General features: G+C 72.9%; 11 protein-coding genes and 1 tRNA gene. 3 read left to right on the top strand and 9 right to left on the bottom strand.

Annotated features, from left to right (window positions below):
* Positions 1-12 precede the first annotated feature (12 nt).
* Together KSE_RS12085 and KSE_RS12080 are read right to left on the bottom strand one after the other, a co-directional pair.
* Positions 13-228 (bottom strand): FmdB family zinc ribbon protein, encoded by a 216-nt coding sequence (locus tag KSE_RS12085; protein WP_014135597.1) that lies wholly within the window; start codon positions 226-228, stop codon positions 13-15.
* A gap of 26 nt (positions 229-254) precedes the next feature.
* Positions 255-1,511 (bottom strand): coiled-coil domain-containing protein, encoded by a 1,257-nt coding sequence (locus KSE_RS12080; RefSeq protein ID WP_014135596.1) that lies wholly within the window; start codon positions 1,509-1,511, stop codon positions 255-257.
* Positions 1,512-1,692: 181 nt separating this feature from the next.
* Here KSE_RS12080 and KSE_RS12075 point away from each other — a divergent pair.
* A tRNA-Val gene (locus KSE_RS12075) sits at positions 1,693-1,764 on the top strand.
* Positions 1,765-1,843: 79 nt separating this feature from the next.
* Here the strand turns inward: KSE_RS12075 and KSE_RS39345 are convergent.
* Positions 1,844-2,023 carry a hypothetical protein gene (locus KSE_RS39345; protein ID WP_193365921.1) on the bottom strand — a complete coding sequence of 60 codons (180 nt, stop codon included), beginning with the start codon at positions 2,021-2,023 and terminating at the stop codon, positions 1,844-1,846.
* Between the two features lie 135 nt (positions 2,024-2,158).
* On the opposite strand from KSE_RS39345, the gene KSE_RS46490 reads away from it, so the two are divergent.
* Positions 2,159-3,222, top strand: a protein-coding gene (locus tag KSE_RS46490; RefSeq protein WP_456236163.1) for an IS630 family transposase whose coding sequence is annotated in 2 segments (ribosomal slippage) — positions 2,159-2,606 and positions 2,606-3,222 — 1,065 coding nt in all. Because the reading frame shifts where the segments join, the coding sequence is not laid out codon by codon here.
* Positions 3,223-3,268: 46 nt separating this feature from the next.
* Here the strand turns inward: KSE_RS46490 and KSE_RS12055 are convergent.
* From KSE_RS12055 to KSE_RS44585, 6 genes are all read right to left on the bottom strand, one after another.
* On the bottom strand, positions 3,269-7,498 hold the full coding sequence (locus KSE_RS12055; RefSeq protein ID WP_014135594.1) for a caspase family protein: 4,230 nt from the start codon (positions 7,496-7,498) through the stop codon (positions 3,269-3,271).
* A 47-nt stretch (positions 7,499-7,545) separates the two neighbouring features.
* Complete coding sequence (locus KSE_RS12050; RefSeq protein WP_202523300.1) at positions 7,546-8,391, bottom strand: lipase family protein; 846 nt, start codon at positions 8,389-8,391, stop codon at positions 7,546-7,548.
* A gap of 293 nt (positions 8,392-8,684) precedes the next feature.
* The gene (locus KSE_RS12045; protein WP_014135592.1) at positions 8,685-9,629 is read right to left on the bottom strand and encodes a DUF6602 domain-containing protein; all 945 of its coding nucleotides are present in this window, start codon (positions 9,627-9,629) and stop codon (positions 8,685-8,687) included.
* Positions 9,630-10,389: 760 nt separating this feature from the next.
* On the bottom strand, positions 10,390-12,579 hold the full coding sequence (locus tag KSE_RS12040) for a glycosyltransferase 87 family protein (RefSeq protein WP_014135591.1): 2,190 nt from the start codon (positions 12,577-12,579) through the stop codon (positions 10,390-10,392).
* Positions 12,579-13,703 (bottom strand): glycosyltransferase, encoded by a 1,125-nt coding sequence (locus KSE_RS12035; protein ID WP_014135590.1) that lies wholly within the window; start codon positions 13,701-13,703, stop codon positions 12,579-12,581. Before KSE_RS12035 ends, KSE_RS12040 begins: the two co-directional genes overlap by 1 nt.
* 17 nt (positions 13,704-13,720) lie before the next feature.
* On the bottom strand, positions 13,721-13,963 hold the full coding sequence (locus tag KSE_RS44585; protein WP_014135589.1) for a hypothetical protein: 243 nt from the start codon (positions 13,961-13,963) through the stop codon (positions 13,721-13,723).
* 2,807 nt (positions 13,964-16,770) lie between these two features.
* On the opposite strand from KSE_RS44585, the gene KSE_RS12025 reads away from it, so the two are divergent.
* A complete protein-coding gene (locus KSE_RS12025; protein WP_033258062.1) occupies positions 16,771-17,346 on the top strand; it encodes a flavoprotein in 576 nt (191 codons plus the stop codon).
* Positions 17,347-17,364: the final 18 nt, after the last annotated feature.

The following is a 17,364-nucleotide window of genomic DNA, read 5'->3' as shown; positions in this document are numbered from 1 at the left end:
GCACCCGGCGGCTCAGCCGCAGCAGCCCCCGCCGCAGCAGCCGCCCCCGCCACCCCCGCCGCCGGCCGGCGCGGAGGCCGTCGCGCCGGTCACCGCGACCGCCGAGAGCAGCTTGACGGTGTCGGGGTGACCCTCGGGGCAGACGGCCGGGTCGTTGGCCCGGGCCATCGGACGGTTGAGCTCGAAGGTGGCGCCGCAGGAGCGGCAGCGGAAGTCGTAGCGAGGCATACCGAGCAGGGTACCCAGCGGGCGGCTCAGTGCCCCCGGATCAGCGTGACCACTTCGGCCGCGGTCTCCCGGACGGCGGCCAGCTCGGTCAGGAAACGCCAGTAGTCGGGGTGCCGGCCGGACTCCTCGAGCGCGGCGACGGCCCGGTCGAGCCGGGCCACGGCGGCGTCCAGCGGCCCGGCGTGCCGCGGGTCGGGGGCCTGCCGGCCGGCCATCGCCAGGCGCTGGGCGTCCCGGATCGCGAACCGGGCCCGCTCGATCTCGCGCTGCGGGTCGTGCTGGACCTCGTTCAGCTGCCGCAGCCGCTCGTTGACGGCGGTCACCGCGCCGCCGGCCGTGTCGAGCAGCGCGCGCACGGTGCCGATCGCCGCCGTCGCGTCCGCCCAGCGCTGCTCGTCGCGGGCCCGGACGGCCTCGGCCAGCTTGCCGCGGGCGGTCCGGACGGCGTCCGCGGTCTGCGCGGGCACCTGCTGGAGGTCCTGCCAGCAGGAGGTGGAGAACCGGCGGCGCAGCTCGCTGAGCGCCGGGTCGACGGTGGGGGCGCGGTTCTCCAGGGCGTCGATCCGGGTGCGCAGCGAGGCGACCCGGTGGTCGATCTCGGTGGCCCGCTCGGGCAGCTGCGCGGCCTCGGCGCGGATCTCCTCGGCCCGCCGGGCGACGTCCTCGGCCCGCCGCAGGGTGGCCGGGACGCCGTGCTGGGCGACGCCCTGGTTCAGCCGGGTCAGCTCGGGCGCGAGCTCGGCCAGCCGGGCCGCCAGGTCGTCCGCGCGCAGGCCGGCCTCGCGGGCCCGCTCCAGGGCGGTGGTCGCGCCGAGCAGCGCCTGCCGGGCCCGCTCGACGGCGGGCGTGACCCGGATCAGCTGGGCCTCGGCCTGCTCCAGGACCGGCTGCAGGCGGCTGACGAAGGTGCCCAGCTCGGCGCGCTTGGCGTCCAGCTCGCGCTTGGCCTGGTCGAGCTGCTGCCGGGCCCGGGCGACCGCGCCCGGGTCGCTCTCCGCGGACTCCAGGTCGACGGCGTCCAGCGCGCCCAGGTAGGCGACGGTGACCTGGTCGATCCGGGCGGTCAGGTCGGCGAACTCGCCCTCGACCCGGCGGGCGGCGGCCGGGTCGCCGGCGGACTTCACGGTCTCCACCGCGAGCAGCGCGTCCCGCTGGGCCGAGTCCAGCTCGTAGAACGACTCCTGGGCCGCCTCCCGGGCCGCCCTGGCGTCCGCGCGCGCGCCGTCCCGGCGGTTGCCGCCGCCCCACCAGCCGCCTCGACCCCCGCCACCGCCGCCGGCCACCCTCACCACGCGCTCCCCGCTCCGTATCCGTTCCACCGCTCTTCCCGCCATTCTCGCCGATCACCCGCCCCGCCCGGCACCCCCGTTCCGCACCCCGCTGAGACGGGGCGGCGAAGCACCCCCGGGACCAGGTAGTCTGTCGACTCGTCGTGCGACCGGCCGTGCCGGTCCACCGCGGCGGGGGCGCATAGCTCAGCGGTAGAGCGCCGCCCTTACAAGGCGGATGTCGGCGGTTCGAAACCGTCTGCGCCCACACTGAAGATGCAGGTCGGAGGCCCCTCCACCCTTCCGGTGGAGGGGCCTCCGACGTTGCAGCACGGATTTAGCACGGATCAGGCCGCAGCGTGCCCGCCGGCCTCCAGAGCGGCCAGCTGCTCTGCGAGCTGCCGGGCCTTCCGCGCCGCCTTCTCCGCCTTCTGCCTGGCCTTCGCCAGTGCCTTGGTCCGCTGGGTGTCAAGGCGGTCGGAAACCTCGTCCAAGCGGTCGGGCCAGAGGTGACCGTACGTGTCCAAGGTGAGAGTGGCAGTCTTGTGGCCGAGCATGGTCTGAACCACTTTCACGTCTGCACGACTTGCAACTGAACTTGATTGGGTGATGTCGGAGCTGTTCGCCCGACAGGGCCGAACTGGTTCCGGTAGCCCTGGGACATGAGGTATGCGCAGGGCGGTGGGTTGACCGACGCCGGGAGGGCCGCGCGGGAGCGGTTGCGGCTGCAGGCTGTGGAACGCTTCGAGGGCGGGCAGAAGAACGGGGAGATCGCTGCCGGGCTGCGGGTGAGTGAGCGGTCGGTGGAGCGGTGGCGCCGGGCCTGGCGCGAGCGTGGGGAGGCCGGGGTCCTGTCCAAGGGATCGCCCGGGCGCCCGAGGCTCAGTGACAAGCAGATCGCCAGGCTGGAGCGGGAGTTGGAGCGCGGCCCGCTGGTCCACGGCTGGGCCGATCAGCGGTGGACGCTGGCGCGGGTGAAGACGCTGATCGGCCGGCTGTTCCACGTGTCGTACACGGTGGAGGGCACCTGGCGGCTGTTGAAGCGGCACGGCTGGTCGTGGCAGCAGCCGGCCCGCCGGGCGATCGAGCGCGACGACGCGGCGGTGGAGTTGTGGAAGAAGGAGACCTGGCCGTTGGTAAGAGCACCGCGGCGGCCCTCGGCGCCTGGGTCGTCTTCGAGGACGAGGCCGGGCAGTCGATGACTCCGCCGCGCGCCAGAACCTGGGGCCGCATCGGGCGCACGCCGGTGGTCCGCGTGCGCGGACGGGGATCCGGCCGGGTCTCGATGGCGGGCATGGCCTGCTACAAGCCGGGCGAACGGTCCCGGCTGATCTACGCGATCCGCGAGTACCGGGGACGCAAGGGCGAGCCGAAGGGCTTCGGCTGGCGCGACTTCCGCGACCTGGTCGTCCGCGCCCGCGTCCAGCTCGGCGGCCCGCTCGTCCTCGTGTGGGACAACGCCCGCATCCACCTCGTGCCACCGCTCAGGGCGTTCTTCGAGGCCAACGCGCACTGGCTGACCGTCTTTCAGCTGCCCACCTACGCGCCCGACCTCAACCCGCAGGAGGGTATCTGGTCGCTGGTCAAACGCGACATCGGAAACCTCGCGGCCGCCGACCTCGGCCAGCTGACCCGGGCCGTCAAGCGCAAGCTCAAGATGATCCAGTACCGTCCCCACCTCGTCGACGGCTGCCTCGTCGGGACCGGCTTGATCATGGATGGCTGACCGACATCACGAGTTCAAGTTCAGTACCTCACGTATGGGCAGCTGTTCATTCGCCGGGGTTATCCACACGCGGTGGATAACCCGCCTGGCTGAGTCGGCGGCGATAGTGGGCGACGTCGCTGTGGAGGCTAACGATGAGGTCTCCCGCAGCGGTGATTGCGACGCCACCTGGTGAGTTGATCGGGATGGTTGCGGCAGCCTTTTGGGTGGCCAGGTCCCATACCCGCACCGTATTGTCCCGGCTGGTGGTGACGGCGACGGTGCGGCCGTCGAGCACTGTGCACGCCACTGCGAGCACGGTGCCGGTGTGGTCGGTGAGGGGTTTGCCGAGGGGTTGGCCGGTGGCAAGGTCCCACACCCGCACCGTGCTATCCGCACCGGTGGTGACGGCGACGGGGCGGCCGTCGAGCACTGTGCACGCCACCGCGAGCACGGCGCCGGTGTGGTCGGCGAGAGGCTCGCCGACGGGTCGGCCGGTGGCAAGGTCCCACACCCGCACCGTCTGGTCCGCGCTGCCAGTGACGGCGACGGGACGGCCGTTGAGTTCGGTGCACGCCACTGCGTTCACATTGCTGGTGTGGCCGGTGAGGGGTTTGCCGAGGAGCTGGCGGGTGACCAGGTTCCACACCCGCACATTGTTGTCCCAGGCAGCGGTGACGGCGACGGGGCGGCCGTCGAGTTCGGTGCACGCCACCCCGGGTACGGCGCCGGTGTGGTCGGTGAGAGGCTCGCCGACGGGTCGGCCGGTGGCAAGGTCCCACACCCACACATCGTCATCCCAGCCAGCGGTGACGGCGACGGGGCGGCCGTCGAGTTCGGTGCACGCCACCGCGTACATGTTCCTTGTATGGCCGGTGAGGGGTTCGCCGAGGGGTTGGCCGGTGGCAAGGTCCCACACCCGCACCGTGCCATCCCAGCTGGTGGTGACGGCGACGGGGCGGCTGTCGAGTAGGGTACACGTCACTGCGGTCACGTTGTTGGGGTGGCCGGTGAGGGGTTGGCCGAGGGGTTGGCCGGTGGCAAGGTTCCATACCCGCACCGTTTTGTCATGGCTGGTGGTGACGGCGACGGTGCGGCCGTCGAAGACGGTGCACGCCACCGCGAGCACGTTGGCGGTGTGGCCGGTGAGGGGTTGGCCGAGGGGTTGGCCGGTGGCAAGGTCCCACACCCGCACCGTGCTATCCGCACCGGTGGTGACGGCGACGGGGCGGCCGTCGAGCGCCGTGCACGCCACCGCGAGCACCTCGTCGAGGTGGCCGGTGAGGGGTTGGCCGAGGGGTTGGCCGGTGGCAAGGTCCCACACCCGCACCGTGCTATCCGCACCGGTGGTGACGGCGACGGGGCGGCCGTCGAGCGCCGTGCACGCCACCGCGAGCACCTCGTCGAGGTGGCCGGTAAGGGGTTCGCCGAAGGGCTGGCCGGTGGCAAGGTCCCACACCCGCACCGTTTCGTCCCAGCTGGCGGTGACGGCGACGGGGCGGCCGTCGAGTTCGGTGCACGCCACCCTGTATACGGTTTCGGTGTGGCCGGTGAGGGGTTGGCCGAGGGGTTGGCCGGTGGCTAGGTCCCAGACCCGCACCGTTTTGTCATGGCTGCTGGTGACGGCGACGGGGCGGCCGTCGAGCGCCGTGCACGCCACCGCGGCCACCTCGTCGGTGTGGCCGGTGAGGGGTTGGCCGAGGGGTTGGCCGGTGGCAAGGTCCCACACCCGCACCGTCCGATCCACACCGGTGGTGACGGCGACGGGGCGGCCGTCGAGCGCCGTGCACGCCACCGCGAGCACGTTGGCGGTGTGGCCGGTGAGGGGTTGGCCGAGGGGTTGGCCGGTGGCAAGGTCCCATACCCGCACCGTTTCGTCATGGCTGGTGGTGACGGCGACGGGGCGGCCGTCGAGCGCCGTGCACGCCACCGCAGTCACGCTGTTGTTGTGGCCGGTGAGGGTGTGGCGGAGGGCGGGGCTGAAGGCGCTGCCGGTGGCCCAACGAGGTGTCCAGGTTCCCACTGGGATGCGGTGGGTGAGGTCGTTGTGCAGGTCGGTGGCGCCAGCGCTGGCGGCGTTTAGGGCGAGCACTTGCCGTCGGACAGACGGTGCACCTTCGTGGTGGAGGTGGAGGCCAGTGCGGTAGACGGCGGCGTTCAGGCGGGCCTCGGGGCTGTCGGCGTGGTGGAGGTGGGGGGTGAGGCCGCGGGGGTCGGCGTGGACGAGGTACTCGGTGTCAGTGAGGACCTGGTCGAGGAGACCGGCCTGGGCAGCGTGGTAGGCGATGTGGGCGAGGGCGTAGGGATGGGCGCGGGACCAGTCGCGGGTGGCGTCGGCCCGGTAGGGGACCCGGCTGGTCAAGACGTGGGTATAGGCGGCGTGGATGCCTTGGGGGTCGGTGTCCTGGCGCAGGTATTCGGCCATCGCCTCGTGGTAGAGCCGGTAGGCGGAGCGGCCGTTCTCGGTGGCCTCCACGACGTAGGAGCCGGCCTGGTGGCGCAGCCACAGGATGTCGTCATCGGTGCAGGGACGGCCGGAGGTCTCGGTGGCGAGGGGGGCCCAGATGTCCTCCCAGGGCAGGCCCTGGCCTTGGGCGTAGGCGAGGGGGCGCAGGAGGTCGATCGCGCGCTGGGCGTCTGGGCCGAGGCGTCGGTGGAGGTCGCGGTGCATGGCGTCGCCGGCGTAGCGGGGCAGGGAGGCCCGCCAATGGGGGTCGCCGGGGTCGGGGATGGTGGGGGTGGCGGCGAGGGTGGCGGCGGTGATGCGGGCGACGAGGAAGGAGCGGTCGGCTGCTTCGGCGACGGCCTCGGCCACGGGCCGGAGCCTGGAGGGGCGGCGGCGGTAGGGGGAGCGGCGGTGGGCCTCTAGGAGGGTGCGGATGGCGTAGGCGGTGATGGCCTGGGGGTCGGCGTAGCGGTCGTCGTCGAGGTCGATCGCCTGTTCGGGGGTGGTGCCGAGGCGGGGCAGGAGGTAGGGGCGGGTGCCGAGCAGGAGGCGGATGCGGCCCTGGGAGTGTTCGATGAGGGGGCGCAGGAGGCCGGCGGTGAGGGTATCGGGGCTGGCTGCTTCGTCGAGGGCGTCGATGAGGACGGTCAGCGGCCGGGGGCGGAGGGTGAGGGCTTCGAGGAGTTCGCCGACGGTGGTGGCGCGGGTGCGGGCGGCGGCGTTCAGGGCGTCCAGGACGTCGGAGTCGCTCAGGCGCTGGGCGTAGACGGCGGCGTCGATGGTGCCAGGTTGAACCAGGTCGGTAGGTAGGCCGAGGGTGTGGGTGGGGACGGTGCGGTGGCGTTCGGGGTGGGAGAGGGCGGCGATGAGTCCGAGGACGGCTGTCTTTCCGGAGCCGGGGGCTGCGGTGACGACCCGGCAGGCCGCGTCGCGGTGGTCGGCGGGGTGGTTGAGCCAGGCGGCCAGGTCGCGGAGGGCGGTGTGGCGTCCGCTGAACCACCACGCGGGGTCCACGTCCTCGTCGGCGGTTCGGTGGTAGCCCATGGCGCGCACCAACAGGCGGGAGACGAGTTCCGTCTCCCGGCGTCGGTCCTGTTCGTCGAAGGCTGCGGTCTGTTGCAGGGCGAGGTCGACTTCGGTCAGGCGTACGTCGTGGCGGGGGTTGGGGAAGAACGGCGGCGCCTCGCCGTCCAACCCGACCATGGTCAGGCCGATGCGCTGGTAGCCGGGGCGATCCGTGGAGTCGTTCATGTGCTGGACGAGTGCGTTCACCGACAGTGCTTGCGGGCCGTGCCCGGCCACCGGCAGGCTGGCGACCGCGTCCTCCAGCAACTGCGGGAACGCCCCGGCCAGGGCCGGTTGGTGCGGCTGCGCGGAGGAGACCACCACCAGCCCCGATCCAGTGCCCTTGCCCCACAGCGCGCCCACGCGCTCCAGCGCGGCGGCGGCCATCTCGTTGCCGCCCTGGCCCACGTAGCAGGCGTCCAGCATCAGCAGCACCCGCCGGATCCGGGTGCCGCGCAGCAGCACCCGGGTCAGCTCCGCTGTCGGCAGCGCGGTGTAGGCGAGGTCCTCGGGGTCGGTGTCGGCGGTGAGCAGGACGTGCTCCTCGCCGTCGCCGAGGATCTCGCCGTGGCAGGACAGGTAGAGCGCCAGCAGGTCGTCCTCCCGGCGCTCCGGGGCGGCGCAGAACCTGCGCAGGGCGTTGGTCAACTCCTGTTTGGTCGGGCTGAGCGGCAGCGGGTCGTGGAGCCGGTAGCCGAGCGTCGTGGTGAACAGCTCGACCACCCGCTCACGGGCCTGCGCCAGACCGGGCCGGTCCCATTCCCGGTTCTGTGGGTAATCGGCCACCGCCGCGGCGATCAGGTACCGCCGCGGCCCTCCGTCACCCGCACCACTCACGCCAGGCCCTCCGCGATTGCCTTCCCGCACAGCGCGTCCGTCAGGTAGGAGGTCGCGTCGTGCGCGTGAGTTCCATTGGACAGCACAGCCGAGCGCAACCGCTCCCCGAAGACCGGGCGCAGATCTTTCACCAGCGCCACCACGTCCCCGGTCGCGGCCAGGTTCGTCCACACCAACTGCTCGCCGCCCGGCCACGCCCCGCGCACGGCCTTGCCCTCCTGCCCCGGGGCGGGCTGCAAGCGGTGCACGACCAGGTTCGGGATGCCCAGCGGAGAGCCGATCGTCACCAGCGCCCGCACCCCGTGGCCCGGCAGCGCGCACAACGCCTCGTAGGCCACCACCGAGCCCAGCGAGTGCGCCACCACCACCCGCGTCTCTGGGCCGATCCGCGCCATCACCCGCTCCCGGGCCCGCTCGCGAACCTGCTGGTCCGTCAGGTACGCGCGCACCTGCTTCAGGTCCGCGACCACCGCCCGCAGCGCCAGGTTCGCGAAGAACTTCGAACCGGACAGGGCTCGCAGCGCGGCCTGCACCGACCGCGGGGTCGCCACCAGGGTCCCGTCGGCGTCCGGCGCCACCACCGCGGGGTCCGTCTCGGCCGCCGCCTGCCACCAGGCCGCCAGCAACTCCTGCTCGAAGCCTGCCTCGACATCCCCGGCGGTGTAGGGCGGATCGCCCGCCGCCAGCAGCTGCCCGGCAGGACGGAACAGGTCCCCGTAGAACCCCATCGCCACATCCGACTCCGACAACAAGCCCTCGAATTCAGCCCGGCGCAGCCCGTCACTCAGCGCCGGAAACCACACGGACCGCAGCCGGTCCTCCCCCTGAACCTGCTGCCCCATCCCGTGCACACACACCACCCGAGCCACGAACCCACCCCCATGACAGGCAAAAGCACCAACCGGCGAAAGACCTCCCACACCTACCAGCTCGCACCCCGCACGTCCGGCGAATCCGGAGATCGACGACCCGGCTCGTCGAACACCCCGGCGGCGGCCACTACGGACAGCGGCCACCAAACCCTCCGCCGATGTCCACCGCACCCTGTCCGTGACTGGCTGGCCGAGATCTTTCACATCCTCGCCATCTGGCTCACCGAGAATATGGTTGTCGGCACAGGCCAAGCAGTGCATACCTACAACAAGACCGTCGACCAGGGTTCCCACTGTCGCTGACGGGCATCGCGTGAGCCGCGGATCTGTTCGCGCAGCTGTTTGGGATAGATGCTCTGGTCCCATACCCGCTCGGGGCCGCCCATGCCGCCGCCCTTGACCGCCTCGAAGTAGGAGGCGATGGGTCGCAACGTGGGGTCGGCCCAGGCCATTCGGCGCAGAAGCGTAGTCATCATGGAGTAGAGCGGATTGATCTGCTCCGCATCCTTGCGCGAACTGTGGTGAATGCGGCCGATACGCGCAGAAACGGTCGTCCAGTCCTCACCCGGCCGACCGACCAGCGGCAGTTTCCAGGCCGTCCAGGTGCCGACGTCGGAGACACAAGCCATGTCGAGCATCTCGTGCGGAAGGTCGATCTCGTCTAGTCCTTTCTGGAGATACTCGTCGATTTTGTCCATTGCCGAACCAGCACCAGCCCAAGTGTGGGAATGGGCGAGAACGCCGTAGATCGGAGAGCCAAACAGAAAATGATACGGGTCGTCCTGGAGACGCCTGGTCATGCTTCGCAAGGTTTTGGCGTTACGGGCGGCCTTGATCAGGTCCGCTCCGGTGAGGGTGAGCTTGCATTCGAACGCCGCAACCACCGCATCGGCCAGGTAGACCTTGCGACCTTTGTTGATCATCCCTACAGGATAGGAGGGCGGCAGTATCACAATGTCAATCTGCGGGGACGCCTTCCCTTCGACCGTTGGGAAGAGACTCCCGTTCGAGGACAGCAGTGCCCCCTTCGTGATCACGTGATAGCCGGCCGGAAGCCACCCACGCAGCAGTGTCGCCCAGTTCTCCTCGCCCTGGTCACCCGCGGTTCCGTTGTCTCCCTGATGGGTCCTTCGGATGCGCTCGTACTCGTGGGTGAGCTCCTGCGCTTCACGGTCGAAGAAGGTCATCAAGTCGTGCTGTTCTGGCATGAGCTGATTCTCCCGCTTTCACTCAGCCGACGTGACGAGTTCGTCAACCTTGCAGTGGCGCTCTGATCTGGTGAGGCCCGCAGGGGGACAGTCGTTGTGCACTCTCGTGAGGCTGACCCCACGGCTGCGATCGATACAAGACCAAGCCTGCCTTCTTGCCCAGGGTTCTCTGCTCTGGCTGCTCCTCCCGGTTCGTCGGCTTGTCGGGAGGTGGCGGTATCAGCATGTCAGATCGGCCCATTGGTTACGCTCTGTAAGCGTGAGGAGGCGATGTGACCCGCGGGCTTGCGGCGATGGAAAGCCTTACTTGGCATCTATGGGGAAGCGCTGGGCCTGCGATACTGACGAGGCTGTCGCAGGGGCAAGTGGCAGTCCAGGCGACGGCGATCAGCAGGCTGGCGGACTGCTACGCGGCACGGATTCAGCACGGATGAGGCCGAGAATCGTGGAGAGGTTGCGAGAAGTCCAGAGAGTCATTCTCGCAGGTCAGAGCCATAGTAGCTGGCGTTTCCGCAGGTCAGTGACCTGCCCGTAGAAAACTTACAAGGCGGATGTCGGCGGTTCGAAACCGTCTGCGCCCACGGTGAAGATGCGGTGAGAGGCCCTTCCGTCGATCCGACGGAAGGGCCTCCGACGTTGCGGCGCGCCTCCGGCCGAGTCGGCCCTCCGCAGGCGGAAGGCCCGGACCGTTCCGACGGTCCGGGCCTTCGCCGCTTCCGAACTTCCGAACTTCCGAACTTCCGGGCTTCCGGGCGCCGGATCAGCGGCCGGTCTGCGACGGCACCGCCCCCGGAGCGCCCTGGGCCGCCTGGTCCGGGGCCGCCGGGCCGAGGCTGGGGTCGATCTGCCTGGCCTGGGCGTAGTACTGCGCCGCCGCGGCGCGGTCGGTCGGCTCGGCCAGCGTGCCCAGGTTGTAGAGCGCCCTCGCCATCTTCGGGTCGAGGCGCAGGGCCTCGTGGTACTCGGCGGACGCCGCGTCCGCCCGGCCCGCCGCCTGGTGGAGGGTGCCCAGGTCGTAGTGCGGGAAGGCGTCGGCGGGGTCGATCCCGGTGGCGGTCCGGTAGGCCGCCGCCGCCAGGTCGGTGTCGTTCCCGCGCTGGGCGGCCATGCCGAGGTACACCAGCCGCTCGGCCGCGACGTGGGCGGGCAGGTCCTTCAGCGCGTCGCGCGCTTCCGCGAGCCGGTCCGGCCGGGCGACGTGGAGGTAGAGGAAGGCCCCCGGGGAGTTGTCGATCAGGACGTAGTGCGAGGCGAAGTAGTCCGTCACCTCGGGGGTCCAGGGGACGAAGGTGCTCCGCTCGGCCACCTGGAGCAGGTAGTCGGCCCGCCGCATGCCCTCCAGCCAGACCCGGGAGGTCGCCTCCGGGGGGTTGGCGTTGGACTGCGAGGGCTCGTGGTCCGGGTCGTCGGCCAGCCAGCTGCCGAACGGGTCCACCAGGACCGGGCAGGCCGAGCCGGCGCCGAAGCGGTCCGCCGTGATGAGCCGGGCCGGGTCGTCGGAGAGCACGCAGGAGCCGGGCTTGATGGCCGCGGCCAGGCGCGGGCCCGGGTCCGTCGCGCCGCCGAGGTAGCCGCGCACCGAGGAGCAGACCTGCGGGACCATCAGGACCACCATGATCGCCAACGCCGCCATGCCGCCGCCGCGCACCAGCTCGCTGCCGACGCGCCGGACGGCCCGCCCGACCAGCGCGCCGACGAGCAGGCCCAGGAACACCCCGGGCGAGTACCCGTAGTGCGCGTAGAAGGAGGAGGAGAAGCAGACCGCCGTCACCGTGAGGGCGGTCGCGGCGAGCAGGAACCAGTCCTGGGCGGTGTTGCGCCCCGCGCGGTAGACGGCCCCGGCCGCCAGGGCCACGGCGACCAGCAGGCCGACCGCGACACCGGTCGACACGTGCAGGCCCGAGGGGCCGCCGCCGAGCCCGACGACGAAGCGCAGCCGCTCTCCCGCCGGGGTGCCCAGGGAGTCGCGGGTCAGCTGGGTGGTGATCACGTCGTGGACCAGCCGGCCCGGCGCGAGCAGCAGGAACGGCAGCAGCGGGACGGCGCCGCCGACCAGCAGGGCCGCCCCGATCCGGCGCTCCGGCCGGTCGCCGCGCCGCCGGCCCCGGCCCACCCGGACGGCGAGCAGCAGGGCCAGGGCGGGCAGCAGCGCCCACAGCTTGATCGTGCAGGCGATCCCGAGGGCGAAGCCGGCCAGCCGCAGCCGCCGCGCGGACCGGGTGGGCGTGCCGTCGAACTCGAAGGCGGCCAGCGCCCCGACCAGGCAGCACAGGGCCGTCCAGGGCTCCAGCGTCAGGCTCTGGCCGGCGAGGTAGGTCAGGGGGAAGCAGGACAGCAGCAGACCGGTGACGATCATCGCGGTCCGGCCCCGGGACCGGGCGAGCAGCGTGCCGCCCGCCACCACCCCGACCGAGGCGAGCGCGGTCAGCAGCCGGGCGACCACCAGCGCCGCCGGCTGGCCCACGACGCTCCCGAGCACGGCGACGGGCGCCATCAGCAGCGGCAGGCCCGGCGGGTGCAGGAAGGTGAAGTCCCGGTACGGCAGCACGCCGTGGACCAGCCGGAGGGAGGCGGCGAGCAGCACGCCGTCGTCGTAACCGTGGGCGCCGGTCAGGGCCTTGGGCAGGCTGAACAGGTAGACGTAGAGCGCGGCCGAGAGCGCCGCCGCACCGCCCGTGACGGTCAGGGCGGTGCGCGGACTGACGGCCGGGGCCGACCGGGCGTACCCGCCCGACCCGCCCGACCCGCCCGGTTCCCCCGACCCGCCCGGCTCATCGGGCCCGGCGGCCGCTGCGGACGCCGCGGAGTCCGGGGCCTTCCGGGAAGCGGGCGGCGCGGCGGGCGTCGCAGCGGCCGGCACGGCGGCCGGCTCGGCCTCCGGGGAGTCCGTCTGCGGGGGGAGCAGCGCGCTGAGCGCCTCGTTCAGCCGCAGGTTCAGCTTCAGGTTCACTACACCCTCTCTTGGACGCGGGCCGGGACCCGGGCGGGAACCCCGAGCCGGGCGAGCGCGAACTCACGGTTCTTCACGGTCTGCTCCCGGTACCGGGCGGGCAGGCCGTCGTCACTGAGCAGTCGGTCGCAGGCGTCGAGCGACGCCCGGGGGTCCCCGGTCCAGTACGCGGTGATGGAGTACTCGAACAGCAGCCCCCACCGGTACACCCAGGGCCAGACGAAGAGCAGGTCCTCGGCCGGGGGCCGGGGGTCGGCCAGGGCGGTGGCGGCGAACGCGTGCGCGGCCCGGTAGCGGCCCGCGACGCGCAGGCGGGAGGCCAGCTCGTAACACGCCTCCAGCCGGTCCGGCCTGGCCTGCCAGGCCCGGGTCAGGGCGTCGATCCCACCGGCCAGGTCGCCGGACTCGGCGCGCAGCACACCGGCCTGGAGCAGCGAGAAGTAGACCTCCTCCGCCCAGCCGCCCATCTCGGCGCGCCGCTCGTAGAGCCGGACGGCGCGCTCCGTGTCGCCCAGGTCGCGGCAGGTCTGCGCCAGGTAGAAGACCGTCCTGGCGTTGTCCGGGTGCCGCTCGAACGCGGCGGTCAGCAGCCGCTCGTCCCGCTCGAACTTGTCGGCCCGCGAGCCCCCGTCCGCGAAGTGCTCGACGACCAGCGCGTCGAGGTTCGCCGACCGGTCGCCATCACCACAGGTGAGGTACTCGTGCGTCACCCCCTCGTAGCGCCACGGCAGACCGGCGCGCACCAGGCGCTTGATCCGGTACTCGCTGTCGCCCGGGTGCCGCAGCCGGTACGAGTCGAGGGTGAGCGCGGGCAGCGCGGCGTCGACCCGGACCACCATGTCGGCGTCGATGAGCAGCAGGTAGTCCGCCCGCCCGGCGGCCAGCCCGATGTTCTCCGTGCGGTTGTGGCCGAAGTCGCGCCACTCGGTCTCGTGCAGCTCACCGGGGACGTCCGCGAGCAGGCGCCGGACCAGGTCCTGGGTGCCGTCGGTGGAACCGGTGTCGCTGATCACCCAGTAGTCGATCAGGCCGCGCACCGACTCCAGGCAGCGGGCCAGGACCCGGGCCTCGTTCTTGACGATCATGCAGAGGCAGATCGTCGGTCGGACCTGGGCGGTAGTCACGGCTACGGTCCCTCCCATCAGCTGGGTGCGATGCAACGGGTCTGCACCGTCACGTTGTGGCTCGACGAGGTGGTGTTCGAGATGCTGTAGCCGAAGCTGGTGGGGTTCCCGATCACGCTGACGACGACCATGCCGTTGATCCCGCCGGCGCTCCCGTCGTAGAGGATGCTGGCCCCGACGGCCACCGCCGGTGCGGCGCACTCGCCGCCGAGGATCGTGCTGAAGGTGCCCGGGCCGAGGGAGATCGTGCTGCCGTTCACGAACGAACCCGTCAGATTCGACAACCCGGACGGCCCGGTCGCCCCGGTCGCCCCCCTGGCACCGGTGGCGCCAGTGGCACCCGCCGGCCCGGTCGGACCCGTCGGGCCAACAGCACCGGCCGGGCCGCTGGGACCCGTCGCGCCAGTAGCACCGACGGCGCCGGCCGGCCCCTGGGCGCCCGTCGCGCCTGCCGGGCCCGCAGCACCTGCCGGTCCTTGGGCGCCGGTAGCGCCGGTGTCGCCGGTCGGTCCTTGAGCACCGGCAGCGCCGACCGGGCCCTGAGCACCCGTCGCACCTGTGTTGCCGGTCGGCCCCTGAGCGCCGGCAGCACCCGTCGCGCCGGCCGGTCCTTGGGCGCCGGTAGCGCCGGTAGCGCCGACGGCGCCGGCTGGGCCCTGGGCGCCCGTCGCGCCTGCTGGGCCCGCAGCACCCGCCGGTCCTTGGGCGCCGGTAGCGCCGGTGTCGCCGGTCGGTCCTTGAGCACCGGCAGCGCCGACCGGGCCCTGAGCACCCGTCGCACCTGTGTTGCCGGTCGGCCCCTGAGCGCCGGCAGCACCCGTCGCGCCGGCCGGGCCCTGAGCGCCTGCTGGGCCTTGGGCGCCTGTCGCACCTGTCGCGCCTGCCGGGCCAGCGGCTCCCGCTGGTCCTTGGGCGCCGGTGTCGCCAACCGGACCTGCCGGGCCTTGGGCGCCGGTGGCACCCGTGTTGCCGGTCGCACCTGTCGCGCCGGTCGGGCCCGCAACGCCCGCCGGGCCCTGGGCGCCCGTCGCGCCGGCCGGTCCTTGGGCGCCGGTGTCGCCAACCGGACCTGCCGGGCCTTGGGCGCCGGTGGCACCCGTGTTGCCGGTCGCACCCGTCGCACCTGTCGCGCCTGCCGGGCCAGCGGCTCCCGCTGGTCCTTGGGCGCCGGTGTCGCCAACTGGACCTGCCGGGCCTTGGGCGCCGGTGGCACCCGTGTTGCCGGTCGCACCCGTCGCACCTGTCGCCCCGGCTGGGCCTGCAACGCCCGCCGGGCCTTGGGCGCCGGTAGCGCCGACGGCGCCGGCCGGGCCCTGGGCGCCCGTCGCGCCGACTGGGCCTGCAACGCCCGCTGGTCCTTGGGCGCCGGTGTCGCCAACCGGACCTGCCGGGCCTTGGGCGCCGGTGGCACCCGTGTTGCCGGTCGCACCCGTCGCACCTGTCGCGCCTGCCGGGCCTGCAACGCCCGCCGGGCCTTGGGCGCCGGTAGCGCCGGTGTTGCCGGTCGGTCCTTGAGCGCCGGCAGCGCCCGTCGCACCTGTCGGGCCATCAGCGCCCGCTGGTCCTTGGGCGCCCGTCGCGCCCGCAGGGCCTTGAACACCCGCCGGGCCTTGGGCACCGGTAGCGCCAGTATCGCCGGTCGGTCCTTGAGTACCAGCAGTACCGGCCGGACCCTGAGTACCGGTCGCACCCGTCGCACCTGTCGGGCCATCAGCGCCCGTTGGGCCTTGGGCGCCGGTAGCGCCGACGGCGCCGGCCGGGCCCTGAGCGCCTGCCGGGCCTTGGGCGCCAGTGGCACCTGTGTCGCCAACCGGACCTGCCGGGCCTTGGGCACCGGTGGCGCCATTAGTACCGGCTGGGCCTGCAACGCCCGCCGGGCCTTGGGCACCAGTAGCGCCTGTCGCGCCGACCGGACCCTGAGCGCCTGTCGCGCCCGTCGGGCCAGCGGCCCCTGCCGGGCCTTGGGCACCGGTGGCACCATCAGAGCCGGCCGGGCCCTGAGCACCCGCCGGGCCCTGAGCGCCTGTCGCGCCCGCCGGGCCTTGGGCGCCGGTGGCGCCATCAGCGCCTGCCGGGCCCTGAGCACCTGTGTCGCCAATCGGACCCTGAGCACCGGCAGGGCCTGCTGGGCCTTGGGCACCTGCCGGGCCTTGAGCACCCGTCGCACCCGCAGCGCCTGCGGCACCGGTCGGGCCTGCCGGACCTGCCGGGCCTTGAGCGCCCGCCGGACCTGCCGGGCCCTGGTCGCCTGCCGGGCCCGCAGGGCCCGCCGGCCCGCGCGCGCCGGTCGGGCCGGTCGCGCCGGCGGGGCCCTGAATGCCCGCCGGGCCGGTGTCGCCCGCCGGGCCGGTGTCGCCTGTCGGTCCGGGCGGGCCGGGGCGGCCGTGGTGGTGGCCGTGGTGGTGGCCGGGGTCGCACTTGGGGACTACGCCGTCTAGGCCGACGTACTTGGCGCTGACCCAGCCGTCGCGGTGGGCGAGTCGGTACCAGCTGGGGTTTCCGTAGACTTCCGCGCCGGCTGTCCAGCAGGCCACGGCCACCTGCTCGCCGTTGTCGTACGAGCCGATGATCTCTGAATCGGTGGTGGGGCGGGCGCGGATCCACTGGCCGTTCGCGGCCTGCTCGGTTCCCCAGGTCGTGGCGCTCCAGGCGGGGCCGGCCATCAGCAGTGCGGCCACTGCGACGGCGGCGGTGCCCGCGATGACCTTCTCGGTGACCGGTCCCAGCGCTCTGCGGCCTCGCGACGAGGCTCTGCGATTCTGGGGCACGGTACCGACTCCTTCCAGGCCGACAGCGTCAGCCGAAACGGCGATCGAGTGCTGCCAACGCACGCGGACCAAGCACACGGATCTCCGACGGTAGGAGCGGGGACCGGGCGGGGAACGGCAGCGACCCCGCGCCCGGGCTGTTAATTCACACCGCCGGCCGAGTGCGGGTCCGCCGGCGGCTCTGACGTCCCGTCTGTTCCGAGGCGGCGTCAGATCGACCGGGGAAGCCGCTCTTCCCCTGCTCCGCCCGTGGTGCCGGGGCGTTGCGGGGGCGGGGGTGGAGCGGGTTGCATGGGGGGATGGGAGACGTGGGGGCCGGGCGGCCGGTGGTGTACCTGTTCGGATCGGCGGCGGGGGTGGTGGCCGGGATCGGGGACGCGGCGCGGTCCGGGCTGGCGCGGGGGTGGGACGTGGCGGTGGGGTTGACGCCGTCGGCGCGGGAGTGGCTGGCGGCGCGGGTGCCGGAGCTGGAGGAGCTGACCGGGCATCCGGTGAAGTCGGCGTACCGGTGGCCGGGGCAGCCGGACGTGTTGCCGCCCGCGGACGCGGTGCTGTTCGCGCCGGCCACCTTCAACTCGGTGAACGGGCTGGCGCTGGGCCTGACCTCGTCCTGGGTGGTCGGCTACGCGGCGGAGGCGGCGGGCAAGGGCGTCCCGGTGCTGGTGATGCCCTGCGTGAACACCGCGCTGGCGGCGCACCCGCAGTTCCCGCGCAGCGTGGCGGCGCTGCGCGAGGCCGGGATGCGGGTGCTGCTGGGGGAGGGCGGCTTCGTCCCGGGGGAGCCGGGCGCGGGTGCCCCGTTCCCGTGGGACGCCGCGCTGGACGCGGTGGCCCGCGAGCTGGGTCCGCGGGCGGCGGGCGGGGGCGGCGCGTGAGCGGGCGGGGTCCGGCGG

Source organism: Kitasatospora setae KM-6054 (genome assembly GCF_000269985.1).
GTDB lineage: Bacteria > Actinomycetota > Actinomycetes > Streptomycetales > Streptomycetaceae > Kitasatospora > Kitasatospora setae.
Note: the sequence above shows the minus strand (reverse complement) of the source record. Positions and strands in the feature narration are given on the sequence as shown.